This window comes from Bacillus hominis (assembly GCF_030348325.1).
Lineage (GTDB): Bacteria > Bacillota > Bacilli > Bacillales > Bacillaceae_G > Bacillus_A > Bacillus_A hominis.
The window spans coordinates 2,454,576-2,467,637 of the sequence record NZ_JAUCFS010000005.1; the positions used below are offsets into that span (position 1 = coordinate 2,454,576).

A 13,062-nucleotide genomic window follows, 5' to 3' on the forward strand; every position below is an offset into this window, starting at 1 on the left:
TAACTGTACATCATTATATTTATAAAATTTTACATTGATAACATAGGAATTTCACAAAATATGTCGAATACTGCAATATACAATTTAATTATGTTTATACGAGGTGAATAATGAAAGATATTCCAATTGAAATTCGATTAAATAATATAACATTCCAATTAAAAAAACACCACAATTTTGATTGGCTTACGAAACTAGGAACAGTATTTGCAGTTTTTGACCAACAAGATTCCGGTAATATAAGTTTCGGTGTTGAAACGAATGGGAAAAAGAAATTTATTAAATATGCAGGCGCACAAACACTCGCATATAATGCTTCTACAAATGAAGCTATAAAAAGATTAAAAAACTCAGTTACTATATACAATGAATTAAAACACGTTTCTCTTATAAATTTAATTGATCATTATCCTGTACAACATGGATATGTTTTAATTTTTGATTGGTTTGATGGTGAATGTCTTCATCCACACTGGAGTTTCCCACCCCCAGCGAAATACAATGATCCTAACTCACCATTTTATAAATATAAGAGATTATCTGTTAGGGATCGACTAATTTCATTAAATTCTATTTTTTCTTTCCATGATTATGTAGAACAAAAAAAATATGTGGCCATTGATTTTTACGATGGGAGTATTTTATATAACTTTAAAACAAATGAAACAAAAATTTGCGACATTGATTTATACAGTAAAAAACCTTATGTAAATACAATGGGAAGACTTTGGGGTTCATCACGTTTTATGTCACCTGAAGAGTTTCAGCTTAACGCTATAATTGATGGGAAAACAAACGTATTTAATATGGGAGCGATAGCTTTCACACTTTTAGGCGGTGGACAAGATCATTCCTTTATAAAATGGGAAGCTAGTGCAGGTTTATATGAGGTAGCATACCGTGCTGTAAATGAAAATCGTAGTGAGCGCTATGCGTCAATGGAAGAGTTTAATAATGCATGGTTAAAAGTCTATAACGCTGAAAAACTATAAAAATTACATATATTATAAAAGTACATGTAAAACTTGCACTTTTATAATGTATAATACATATGGGATTGAAATTCAGGATAACGGGGCATGTATTATGAACTTTGTTTACATTAATCAAAATGTTTTAAATAATCTTCTTTATATTTTAAGCAGTATATTTATTTTTTATTTTATTTATGATAGTGGGTACTTTGGGAAGAAATATAAGAAACTACTTATCGTTCTTTGTACGAGCATCCCACTAATTTTATGTATGCGATATCCCATCTATATGGATGAAAATTGTATTCACGATTTAAGACAAATCCCCTTTTTAATTGGTACACTTTATGGTGGATTTCCTGTCGGTATTGCATTACTCATAATTTTATTAATAACACGTTTTACGTTTTATAGTTTTAGCCTGTTAACAATCATTGTTTATGGAACGATGTTAATAATTACAGCATTCGCATCATCAAAATTTAAAACATACAATCGGAAAATGAAAGTAGCTTCATCTATGTTTTTAACTTTTTTCCTTGCAATATTTACAACAGTAATTGTTTTAACTCTATCAGATTTTGAAGTGAATAATTTGTACATTATTTATTTCATTCTATTACCAACTATTTTAATATTATTTATGGTCTATTTTAATGAAGTTTTAAAAGATGCAATATTCATGCGATCAAAATTAATAAAAGTTGAAAAAATGGAGATTGTCAGCCAACTCGCTGCAAGTATTTCACATGAAGTAAGGAATCCATTGACTGTTGTAAAAGGATTTACACAACTTTTAAAAACACCCAATATAACTCAACAATCCAGAGATGAGTATATTCAACATATTCTTGAAGAGTTAAATCGTGCACAAGCAATTATTGATGATTACTTAACTTTTGCCAAACCGGCTTCAGAAAAACTAAATCATATTTCAGTGGAGCACGAGTTAAATCGAGTTATTAATATGATATTGCCTTTTTGTAACATGAATAATATTAATATAACAAAAGAGTTCTCAGGGGGAACAATTATTGGTAATACACAGCACTTCCATCAATGTTTTTTAAATTTAATAAAAAACAGTATAGAAGCAATGCCAAGTGGCGGTAATCTAATTATTTCTGCAACTGTTAGTAATAATAAGGTCATAATAAGGATTCAAGATAGTGGAATTGGAATGTCGCAAGAGCAAATTAATCGATTTGGCGAACCATATTTTAGTACAAAAACGAAAGGTACTGGTTTAGGAACGATGGTTGCTGTAAAAATTATCGAAACGATGCGAGGCACATTGAAAATCCGAAGTGTTATAAATAAAGGAACTACTTTAACTATCACATTACCTAAATGCAGTAATGAGGAGATTTCGTAAAATAAATGAAAAAGGAGCTATTAAGCTCCTTTTTCATTTATTTCGATACAAAAAGTATATGCTATGTTTTTTAAAGTTTACATTTTACCGAGACTAATTAGAAATTAGTATCCTCCGCCCCAACAGCTGCATCCAACAATAATTAATAAAATAAATAACACAACTAATAATGCGAAACCTCCACCAAAACCACAAGAACCGCCGAAACTCATATTTTTTCCTCCTTTTGGTTTGAAAACTAATAGGTAGTTGATCATTTTAACTGGTTCGTATTATACAGTATGTGTATCTCCCTTTTTTGAGCATGTCTTCATAAAAATTAGTAAAAGCACTCTATTGAGAGTGCTTTAAAATGGGTACCAGAAACTTTGGAATACATTCATCTTTAAGTAAACTGCAATAATCAAAATGATAATACCAACAAAAAGTGTGATGTAATCCTCCTTTTGTGCGTCTTTTGCATAGTACCACGTTCGTTTATCCTTCTTTCCAAACCCTCTTAAATCCATTGCATTTGAAACAGTATCAATCCTTTCTAATGAATGAATAATAAGTGGCCAAAAAATTAAAACACGGTTTTTCATACGAATCCACAAGCTCGCTTCTCCTTTTTCAAAAGGTACGCCTCTTGCTTCCTGTGCGTGTCTAATGATAATATATTCGGATTGAATACTTGGTATATAACGCAGTGCAATATTTATTGCATATGTAATTTTATAAGGAACAGCAAATTTATTTAAGCTGCTTACAAATTCACTTGGATGAATTGTATAAATAAAAAGAAGTGTAAATGGTAATAACGTAAAATATTTCAATGAAAGTGTAGCTGCATAAAATAAAGTTTCATATGTAATTGTTGCATAACCTATATGAAAAAAAGAGGTATACGTTCCCGTTAATTCCGATCCATGGGTGGGCGTAATGAAAAGAATCATAACGGAATTTAATAAACTAAATGTAAATATAACGCTGAAAATAACTATAATTTTACGCAATTGAATTTTTGCAATTAAGAGGCCAATACATCCAATAATAAATAAAATTAGCAATACACGAAAATCAAAAAATAAAAAAGTAAGTGTCATACAAAATATAAATAAAGATAATTTAATTGCACCATCCATACGATGAAAATACGTATTATGCATATTCCTCCCTCCTATTAGCCTCAATATAAAGTTTCACAAACTTTTCTGGAGTTGGAATTCCGCTTAATTTAGCTAGTTTTATTAATGAAATCTCCCGTAGATTAGCTCTTTGTAACGTTCCTTGATCCCCTAATACAGCGGATACAGTATTGTCCGCAATGATTTTCCCTTCATGCAGAACTACCGCTCGATCTGCGTATTCTAAAGCAAGATTCATATCGTGTGTGATAATAATAAAGGATATGCCTTTTTCAGCCAGTTTTCTAATAAAGGACATAAACTGTTTGTAATGGTAATAATCTTGTCCAGCTGTCGGCTCATCTAATATAATAAGTTTTGGGTTTGTTATAAGTACAGATGCAATAGTAAGCCTCTTTTTTTGTCCGTAGCTTAATGCCTGAATTGGCCAGTTACGAAATGGGTATAATCCACAAATTCTTAAAGCTTTTTCGACTCTACTCTCAATCTCATCTTTAGAAACTTGTTTTAATTTTAATGAAAATGAAACTTCTTCTAAAACAGTGGGCTGTGTAATCATTTGATTTGGGTTTTGCATAACGTAAGAAATAACTTCCCCGCGTTTACGAATAGACCAAGAATTTATATTTTCTCCATCGAATGTTATTCTCCCATTCTTTGTTTTATTTATTCCTATAAGAGTATGAGCTAATGTCGATTTCCCTGCTCCATTATGACCCAATAAGGCTATTATCTCTCCCTCTCCTATTGAAAGGTTGATATCTTCTAAGACTGTATGTTTGTTATTGTACGTAAATGATAAATTTTCTATCTTGCATAAGGCTTTTTTAATATACGTGTTTTTAGATGACACTTGCTTCCGCATCCAGTTCTTTAATAAGTTATGAACGCCTGCATTACGTAGATTTTCAATCGGAAATACCCCAACATTATTACTGTCAAAATTTAATTTCTTTAGAGCTTCTATATAAATAGGTTCTCTTAGTCCGATATTTGGTAATATATTAGAATTTAGAATACTATCCGGTGAACCCATCGCAACAATTTCTCCTTCATCGATTAAAATAATTTTATCTAAATCAAGGTTTAAAATTTCTTCTATTCGATGTTCAATAATTACAATTGTTTTATTATATTTCTCATGAATATCTTTAATGAGTTCTATAGTATTCAAACTACTTGCTGGATCTAAGTTAGCTAACGGTTCATCAAATAATAATATATCTGCATTTGTCGTTAGCAGACCTGCAAGAGAGACTGTTTGTTTTTGACCTCCTGATAATTCATGTGGACTTTGTGCATGAAACTCCTGCATGCTTACCTTTTTTAAAGAATCCGTAACAATCTTTTTCATTTCTATTTGATTTACACAATCGTTTTCTAATGAAAATGCTACATCCTCTTCGACAGTAAGACCAATAAATTGTGAATCTTGATCTTGTAATATTGTCCCTACGTGTTTACTCTGTTCAAAAACACTACCTTCTCTCGGATCCTTTCCAGCTATTAAAATGTTACCGGTACTTATTCCTTCGTAAGAAAATGGGATTAACCCATTTATACAATGAGCTAATGTTGACTTCCCTGAACCACTTCGTCCAGCGATAAGTACCTTTTCCCCAGGATATATTTGAAATGTAATATCTTTTAAAGTAGGCTGCGCGGCATGCCTATATTGAAAGGTAAATTGTTCAAAAGAAATAATTGGTTGCATGTATTCATCCCTACTTTTCAATTTTTAAATGTGTATGTTTCTTATTTGATTTCGCTAGACCAATCGTGATTGGTAAGCCAAGAACTAAAAATACGATAACGTCTGCAATTGTTGCGCCTAGTACTTGTATAACTATTTTGTCAAACGGTTCTCCCATCACAATAATATCGAATGCTCCAGCAAATATAATAGCTATGACAATACCAATTAATCCTGCAATTGCAAAATAAGAAATATCACGGTTATTATACGTTCCATGTTTTACACTAAAACCAACTCTTTTTTGAATGAGTCCCATTGCAAAACCAATAATACCTGAACTAATAACCCATCCCCACCAAATACCCCAACCAGCAATCGTATCTGTAACGGTATGACCGATTAGTCCTATTAAAAGTCCTGCTACCGGGCCAAATAACGCTCCAAAAACTGTTAAAATAGCCAGTGCTGGTTTAATAAAGGTATTCGGTGCGATAGAAAATCCCCAAAGCCCTAATACTCCGTATAAAGCTGCTCCAATTCCAATTGCTACTACTAGCTTTGTCGTTAATTTGTTCATTACAATTCCCCTCTCGTATTATTCAACTTTTAATACTCTATATTTATTTTGAAAGTGAATTATGCATCGACAATTCCTTTCTATACAACAAAAAATGACCTCTTAAATAAGAGGTCATTTTCTTTCACGTACAAGAATCCCCTTATCTTTCAAAAGACACATAGTGTCCTCAGCGGAATTAGCACCTTCCTATGTAATTACATAGGGGTTGCTGAGGCTTCATAGGGCCGTTCCCTCTACCTCTCTGGATAAGTATGTATTTGTAATCTGTATTATGGCACTAACAATAAATAATTTCAATACTTTTCTTACTATTTTTATTTTTCGATAAATAGTTAATCTAAATCATTGTATTCTTATCGGAATTATGGAATAATGAATTCAAAATTGTTACGGGAGGAATGCATGATGAAAGTAATTGGCTTAATTGGTGGACTAAGTTGGGAATCAACATCGTTATACTATAAACATATTAATACACTTACTCTCACTCAATATAATCAAAATGCAAAACTTGTTTTATATAGTATGGACTTTGGCGAGATAACCAGATTATTACAAGACCATCAATATGAACAAGTAAAAAATGAATTAGTCACAGTAGCCAAAAAGGTAGAAAACTCTGGAGCTGAATGTTTACTTATGTGTTCCAATACTATACATCTATTTGCTGAAGAAGTAGAAAAGGCAATATCAATACCACTCCTCCATATTGGAGATGTAAGTGCTGAAACAATGATAGAATATAATATTAAGCGTATCGGACTTTTGGGAACAAAACAAACAATGGAACAAGACTTCTATAAATCAAGACTAGCAAATTACAACATTGAGTCAATTGTCCCAAATGAAGAAGATAGAACTTTCATCCATCATGTCATTTTACAAGAACTCAGTAGAGGGATTATTTCAGAAATATCAAAAGAAAAGCTATTACAAATCACAAATACATTAATTAAAAACGGTGCTGAAGGAATACTACTTGGCTGTACAGAAATTCCCTTGCTCATTTCACAAAGTGATCTATCGGTTCCTGTTTTTGATACTGCTTATACACATGCGAATACAGCTGTACGATTTGCGAATAACAATTTAAAAGTGAAACTTTAATCAGCAGCGGTTTTGTCCATACCCCACTGATTATTAATTGAACCAATTGGACTTTACGAGCAATTGATCTCCCACTTAACTTCCTCGCATTCACTAAATTTTGAGGTGGGAATTTTACTGCTCCAAATAGCAGGATAAATAATTATCAAGCATCAACATAAAAAAAGGCATCTACAAAAGTAGATGCCTAGCTGTGATAAGGAGTGTTCAGTGAGGTAAGGTACAAGCTTTTTTGCTTGTCCTATGCTATCAATATATGCATTTATATATAAAAGGTGAATACTTAATAGAATACTCTTGAACTAAATTACTTTATTCTTTTCATTTGGTCAAATGGCTAATAAACTATTTCTACTTTACCTATCACAATTGATTCATCCATAAGTTTGGGGGTGTATTTAAAAACGTCTCTAGTCCATTTAAATACTAGAGACGTTTCATGCTTTCTAATCCTCTTTTGAATTATCTACTTTTGTAGCCTCACCATTTAATCGCTTATTTTTCAATTCGAAATAAGCATCTAAAACATCTTTTCCAATATCAGAGTTAATACCCGACTTGTCATTTATAACCCATGGCACAACAACTGAAAATGCTACTTCTGGATCATCATATGGCGCATATCCTGCTAATGTTAAATTATAACATTTTATTCGTTCACCTTTATCATTTCTACCTATGTCGCTTTCTCCACCATATACTGTCTGTGCTGTCCCTGTTTTACCAGCTGGTTTATATGGTGCTTTTTGGAACGCCCTTACTCCTGTTCCATCTCCTTCTTGGAATACTCTTCTAAATCCTTCTTTTACTTGATTTATATAATCTTCTTTCATATCCACTCTATTTAAAACAACTGGTTCTATTGAATGCACGACTTTACCGATTTCATCTTTTTGCACAGTTTGTTCTCTAATCTCTTGAATAATTTGTGGTTTCATACGATACCCACCATTTGCAATAGTAGAAATGTACTGTGCAAGCTGAAGTGGTGTATACGTATCGTACTGGCCAATAGAAAAATCTAATAAGAAACCTGGTTGATTATCTTTTCTCCCGATTTGTCCAGCTGTTTCATTCGGTAAATCAATACCCGTTGGAACACCTAAACCAAATTGCCTGAAATAATATCTCATTTTATCAAAGTATTCTTGTTTAATATCTAGTGAACTATTTCTAACATAATCCACACCTGCAATTTTTAATGCTGTATTAAACATATAAACGTTAGAAGAAACTTGTAAAGCTCTTAGATCATCAATATTCCCGAAATCTTTCCAAGATTTTTTCTCCTTAGTTCCTTTAAACTTCATAGGCGCATCATAAAAGTAAGTACCTGGTGTTATAGCTTTCGTTTCGAAACCAGTTAATACTGTTGCACCTTTAACAGTTGATCCAAGCTCATATGAACTTGTCATCGTACCTAAAGCGTAATCTTCAACTTCTGTTTGCCCATCTTTTTCTACTAACTTTTTCCCTGCCATTGATAATACTTGACCGTTTTTCGGATTTATCATTACAACGAAAGCACGGTCCAACATCGATTCTGAACCTTTATAGGCCTTTAATATTTTTTCTATGCTCTCTTCTACTTTTTTCTGTAATTCCATATCTATCGTTAAAGTTAAATTCTTGCCGCTTTTCCCTTCAGAAACTGTTTCCGTTCTAATTGTATTACCTTGTTTATCGGCAATACTTCTTACCTCTTTTTTCGTACCATGAAGCACATCTTCGTATTGTTGTTCGATGTAACTTTTCCCGACCCGATCATTCCGGCTATAATCACGCACTAAATAATAATCTAATCGTTCATGTGGTAGTCCTTCATCAGCATTCGAAACATTTCCAAGGACTGAACGGAATAAGCCATCATTTACATAGAGCCTTTCCCAATCAACTGATGCGTCTACACCTGGGAGATTTGCTAAGTTTTCACTAATCACAGTATATTCCTTTTCACTAACATCTTTTTTTATAATTTGAGGTGCCATTTGATACCCTGAAGTCATTTTACTTTTAATAGCTAGCACTTCTATATCATTAGCTGTTAATTCTTGAAGATTTTTATCTGTAACACGCTTTCTTTTTAACTCTTCTATTTTTTTGTCTAGCTCTTTTCCGGTAATATCCTTTTCTCTAAACTTATCTATTTCTTTTTTAGATACTAAGTTTTGAGTAAGTTTTGGATTTAATTGCATCCAAAAATCTTTTTTATCAGTCTCAGTTAACTTATCAATATCTTCTTGCGGCATTTCAATTATTACTGCAAGTTGTCTTGCAGTTTTTAACACTTCTTCCGCTTTTACACCTTTCATCTTTGTATATGTAATCGTACGTAAAGACTTATTGTCAACAACTGGATTGCCTTCACGGTCATAAATTTTCCCGCGTGGTACTGTAAGATTAACTGTTGCATTTTCCCTCTTCTCTACTTCATTTTTATATGTTTCTCCATCGAAAATTTGCACTTTACCTAACTGGATTATAATTCCAGAAAATAATAAAAATACACAAAAGAATAAAATATTTAACCGTATTGGTATTGGCCAACCGTTCTTCTTTTTTTGCTTTTTCACCTTGTTATAATCTCCTCCCTACATCACTTTCGTTTCATTACTTACTATATGTAGTCTCCATATAGTAAGTAATATTATTTTTTAAACATTACGTTGTATGAATATTAATATAATGTTTAAAACTTAATAGAAATTTAAGCAATGGTAAAGAAAAGGTAAAGTTTACTAAATAAAATTTAAAAATACGCAATAACAAAGGGCTTAGTTTTCACTAGGCCCTTTGTTATTGCGTATTTAATTATTTACGAGTTATATAGAGCGTATTGTTAAGGATCTATCTTCACTCTTTGATATGGACGGTTCATTTTGAAATTTTGGTAAGTAAATTGTTACAGTTGTCCCGACACCAACATCACTCATAATACTAATAGTCCCATGGTGACTTTCAATGATTTTATAACTTAGCATCAATCCGATTCCTGTTCCTTTTTCTTTCGTACTATAAAAAGGTTCACCCAATCTCTTAATTCTTTCTTCTGGTATCCCTATTCCTTCGTCTACTACATCTATTATGATACCACCTTCATTCATTTCTTTAATATGAATTGAAATCTTCCCACCATCTGGCATCGCTTCAATTGAATTTTGCAAAATATTAATAAATACTTGTTTTAATTGATTTTCAGAGCATTCAATAATCATCTCTTTGGAATCAGTAAATAACTCAACTTGAATGTTTATCATAATTGCTTTTGTGTTAATTAACGACACAACATTTTTGAATATTTGACAAATATTTTTCTTCTCAGTAGGGATTTCATCTGTTTTAGCAATCGACAAAAATTCCTGAAGGATTGCTTCAATTCTCTCGATTTCAGAAAGCATAAGATTAAAATATTTTTCTTGATCCTCTTTGTTAATTTGGAATAATTGTATAAATCCTTTTATTACAGTTAAAGGGTTCCTCACTTCATGTGCTACACCGGCTGCTAATTGACCAATTGCCGCAAGTGTATCTGATTTATTTAGCAATTCTTCTGCCTTTTTCCGCTCTGTAATATCGCGGACAACGATCATAATTTTATCTTGTAATAATGGTAAACATCTAGCTTCAAAGAAATCGATACTTTCATTAATTGTTAGAGGGTATTCTACAATTACATTCTTTCCTTCTTCTTTCAATTGGCGAATTGCTTCTTGAAATTGCTGTGCTACTGGAGACGGTAATATTTCGTAAAACTTTTTTCCCATAAAAGCTTCTGCGGGTACGTAAAATTTTGTAGGAGATCCTGCTTTATAATCTATAATTGTCCCATCGTCTTCTGTTAAAAAACATAAATCTGGTAAAGCTTTAAAAATTAATTCTAATTCAGAGGTTTGTTGTTTTAATTGCCCTTCTATCGCTTTTAAATGTGTAATATCTACCCCAACAGCCCAGTAACTAAATCCTGTTACAGGAAACTGCTCAGATATATTGGACCACATTATCGTTTTAATTTCACCATTTTTACATGTTAAACTCATTTCCCAATCTCTAAAATTTTTTCCACGAGTCAAAAATTTATTTTGTATTTGATGGCGATAATTATGGTCAGGATACAGTAATTGAAGAGCGTTTGGATTCCCAATTATTTCTTCAGCAGTATAACCTGTTACAATCTCGCATTCTCGATTCCACAAAACAAAATCTCCATTATAGTCAAGCGCATCAACCATAACAGGCATGTTTTGTAAGATCGTATGTAGTTCTTCCTCTTTTCGAGAAAGTAACGATGTATTTTTACTTTGAACTGCTTTTTTCACCCCAGCTATAATGAGGTTAGAAAGCATTTCAAAATATTTTTGGCAATTGAAAATTTCGCTTCGTTTGGACCATACAACAAAAGATCCTAAATATTGATTGTATAAGAAAAGGGGGATTTCAATTTTGGGAAGTTTACATACTTTCATTTCATTAATTCCAAATGAAAATATACATTCGTTTTCAGCATCAAGAAGTTGATGTGATATGTTGGTTAATTTATAAAATTGTTCTGCCATGGTTTCTATTGTACTCACATCAATAAGTTCCATTAGCCGCGCATTCATTCCTTTTTCACCTCGATATGTAAAATTTATACAAATTCAAAATTCATACTTCTTCATTATACGAAGAAAGTGCGCCTAGGTATATAGCTGTAGAATAATTATTCGAACAAATTCTATTTTTCAATTAAAAACAGAAAATAGTATGGGAGTGTTACGCGCTGCTAGTAGCAGTATAAAAATACAATAAACGTATAATTCACAAAAAATTCACAACTTTCATGAAAAATATAAACATTTATTCCAATATATTCTATATAATGAGGTGTAATAAGGCTTCTATGAATCTCATAGAATACCTTACCCCTAATAAAAAGAAAAAAAGAATCTATTTGGATTCTTTTTTTCTTTTTTTATTACATTACATATTTATATAAAGCATGTGCGACACCATGTTCTTCATTTGTTAACGTTTCGTATTGACACATCGCTTTTATTTCTTCAACTGCATTTCCCATTGCAATTGATATATTTGCTTTCTCCATCATAGAAACATCGTTTAAGCCATCGCCTATTGCTACAGTGTTTTCAACTGGAATATTAAGGTGTTCTGCTAAAGTATATAATCCATTTCCTTTTTGAGCATCTCGATGATTAATCTCTAAATTATGCCAATAGGAAGATGTAATAGCTAAATCCGTATTATGCAGAAACGTTTCTTTTAATTTTTTTAATTTCTCTATGTCATAAGAAAACGGTAAAAGTTTATGCACATGTATATCCATTTCTACAATTGGTTTACAGCTTTCTGTACTATGAAATGCTGTATGCTCAAGGTATAATGCAGCAATCGTTTCTAACTCTTTCAAATCGAAATTTTCTTTTGCATTCTTCACATACTCGATTTCATTACGTACACTCTCTACTCCATAATCCGGTACATACACACCTTTATTAGTATAAAGCTGATAATACAAGCCATTCTCTTCAAGATATTCTACAATCTCAAGTGCCTGCATATTTTGAATTGGATATCTCTTCATCATTTTTTTATCTTTATATATAAGTGCACCATTTTCCGCAATAATCGGACACTCCAAATCAACTTCTAACAAAAGTCTTTCAATATCCACAATAGAACGTCCTGTACAAATTGCTACAACATGGCCAGCTTCCTGACAGTTTCGAATTGCTTCTGCATTTTCTTTACTAATCATTTTATTCCCAGAAAGAAGGGTTCCATCTAAATCAATTGCGATTAATTTCATTATTTCTTCACCACTTTCTATAAATACACGAGATCGCTTTAACGAAAAGGTATCGTTTTCACATTAAGCTCGTTAAGTACTTCTTATTTATAATTTATGAAAAGCGTTTCAGGTCAAGAAATAATTTTAAAAAACATGAATGAAAATGAGATTTATTATCAATACTATAATTAATAAAAGGGCAACCACGATTTGGCTACCCTTCAAAAACTTATAGTTCTGGATCGAAAGTTTTACAATCTGTTTCTTCCGTAGTAGAAGCTTGTTTCCCTTTATTACTTACTACATAAATTGCATCTGCACTACATTTATTGCCGTTAGCCCAAAATTTACAGTTGTTTACTTCACATAAAACGTCTTGTGCCATAGTATCGCACCTCCTTGTTCTATTATCATT

General features: G+C 31.9%; 11 protein-coding genes and 1 riboswitch. Of the genes, 3 read left to right on the forward strand and 8 right to left on the reverse strand.

Translation table 11 applies throughout. From position 1 onward, the window contains the following. Positions 1–110 precede the first annotated feature (110 nt). Positions 111–992 carry a protein kinase family protein gene (locus QUF93_RS15155; RefSeq protein WP_289375628.1) on the forward strand — a complete coding sequence of 294 codons (882 nt, stop codon included), beginning with the start codon at positions 111–113 and terminating at the stop codon, positions 990–992. A 46-nt stretch (positions 993–1,038) separates the two neighbouring features. Further along, complete coding sequence (locus tag QUF93_RS15160; RefSeq protein ID WP_289375629.1) at positions 1,039–2,349, forward strand: sensor histidine kinase; 1,311 nt, start codon at positions 1,039–1,041, stop codon at positions 2,347–2,349. A 104-nt stretch (positions 2,350–2,453) separates the two neighbouring features. Here the strand turns inward: QUF93_RS15160 and QUF93_RS15165 are convergent, their stop codons facing one another. The 4 genes from QUF93_RS15165 to QUF93_RS15180 form a co-directional block, all read right to left on the reverse strand. Then, a complete protein-coding gene (locus QUF93_RS15165; RefSeq protein ID WP_000007807.1) occupies positions 2,454–2,561 on the reverse strand; it encodes a YjcZ family sporulation protein in 108 nt (35 codons plus the stop codon). Between the two features lie 135 nt (positions 2,562–2,696). Further along, positions 2,697–3,497 (reverse strand): energy-coupling factor transporter transmembrane component T family protein, encoded by an 801-nt coding sequence (locus QUF93_RS15170; protein WP_289359304.1) that lies wholly within the window; start codon positions 3,495–3,497, stop codon positions 2,697–2,699. Continuing rightward, positions 3,490–5,190, reverse strand: coding sequence for an ABC transporter ATP-binding protein (locus QUF93_RS15175; protein WP_289359305.1), 1,701 nt, complete (start codon positions 5,188–5,190; stop codon positions 3,490–3,492). Before QUF93_RS15175 ends, QUF93_RS15170 begins: the two co-directional genes overlap by 8 nt. A 10-nt stretch (positions 5,191–5,200) precedes the next feature. Then, positions 5,201–5,749 carry an ECF-type riboflavin transporter substrate-binding protein gene (locus tag QUF93_RS15180; protein ID WP_002013166.1) on the reverse strand — a complete coding sequence of 183 codons (549 nt, stop codon included), beginning with the start codon at positions 5,747–5,749 and terminating at the stop codon, positions 5,201–5,203. Positions 5,750–5,888: 139 nt separating this feature from the next. After that, positions 5,889–6,004: riboswitch (SAM riboswitch) on the reverse strand. A gap of 150 nt (positions 6,005–6,154) precedes the next feature. Between QUF93_RS15180 and QUF93_RS15185 the strand changes: the two genes are divergently transcribed. Further along, positions 6,155–6,859, forward strand: a complete 705-nt coding sequence (locus QUF93_RS15185) for an aspartate/glutamate racemase family protein (RefSeq protein WP_289359306.1) — start codon at positions 6,155–6,157, stop codon at positions 6,857–6,859. 446 nt (positions 6,860–7,305) lie between these two features. Here the strand turns inward: QUF93_RS15185 and QUF93_RS15190 are convergent, their stop codons facing one another. The 4 genes from QUF93_RS15190 to QUF93_RS15205 all read right to left on the reverse strand — a co-directional run bounded on the left by QUF93_RS15190 (position 7,306) and on the right by QUF93_RS15205 (position 13,032). After that, on the reverse strand, positions 7,306–9,432 hold the full coding sequence (locus QUF93_RS15190; protein WP_289359307.1) for a peptidoglycan D,D-transpeptidase FtsI family protein: 2,127 nt from the start codon (positions 9,430–9,432) through the stop codon (positions 7,306–7,308). 249 nt (positions 9,433–9,681) lie between these two features. Further along, the gene (locus tag QUF93_RS15195) at positions 9,682–11,460 is read right to left on the reverse strand and encodes a PAS domain-containing sensor histidine kinase (RefSeq protein ID WP_289359308.1); all 1,779 of its coding nucleotides are present in this window, start codon (positions 11,458–11,460) and stop codon (positions 9,682–9,684) included. A 353-nt stretch (positions 11,461–11,813) separates the two neighbouring features. Beyond that, positions 11,814–12,665, reverse strand: coding sequence for a Cof-type HAD-IIB family hydrolase (locus tag QUF93_RS15200; RefSeq protein WP_002119806.1), 852 nt, complete (start codon positions 12,663–12,665; stop codon positions 11,814–11,816). A gap of 211 nt (positions 12,666–12,876) precedes the next feature. Continuing rightward, entirely contained in the window at positions 12,877–13,032 is a 156-nt protein-coding gene (locus QUF93_RS15205) for a DUF1540 domain-containing protein (RefSeq protein ID WP_000046094.1), read from the reverse strand. Positions 13,033–13,062: the final 30 nt, after the last annotated feature.

What these genes read in the sequence shown, in the direction of transcription:
- QUF93_RS15155 (WP_289375628.1), top strand. Translation starts at nt 111, where the DNA reads ATGAAAGATATTCCAATTGAAATTCGATTAAATAATATAACATTCCAA.
- QUF93_RS15160 (WP_289375629.1), top strand. Translation starts at nt 1,039, where the DNA reads ATGTATAATACATATGGGATTGAAATTCAGGATAACGGGGCATGTATT.
- QUF93_RS15165 (WP_000007807.1), bottom strand. Translation starts at nt 2,561, where the DNA reads ATGAGTTTCGGCGGTTCTTGTGGTTTTGGTGGAGGTTTCGCATTATTA.
- QUF93_RS15170 (WP_289359304.1), bottom strand. Translation starts at nt 3,497, where the DNA reads ATGCATAATACGTATTTTCATCGTATGGATGGTGCAATTAAATTATCT.
- QUF93_RS15175 (WP_289359305.1), bottom strand. Translation starts at nt 5,190, where the DNA reads ATGCAACCAATTATTTCTTTTGAACAATTTACCTTTCAATATAGGCAT.
- QUF93_RS15180 (WP_002013166.1), bottom strand. Translation starts at nt 5,749, where the DNA reads ATGAACAAATTAACGACAAAGCTAGTAGTAGCAATTGGAATTGGAGCA.
- QUF93_RS15185 (WP_289359306.1), top strand. Translation starts at nt 6,155, where the DNA reads ATGATGAAAGTAATTGGCTTAATTGGTGGACTAAGTTGGGAATCAACA.
- QUF93_RS15195 (WP_289359308.1), bottom strand. Translation starts at nt 11,460, where the DNA reads ATGAATGCGCGGCTAATGGAACTTATTGATGTGAGTACAATAGAAACC.
- QUF93_RS15200 (WP_002119806.1), bottom strand. Translation starts at nt 12,665, where the DNA reads ATGAAATTAATCGCAATTGATTTAGATGGAACCCTTCTTTCTGGGAAT.
- QUF93_RS15205 (WP_000046094.1), bottom strand. Translation starts at nt 13,032, where the DNA reads ATGGCACAAGACGTTTTATGTGAAGTAAACAACTGTAAATTTTGGGCT.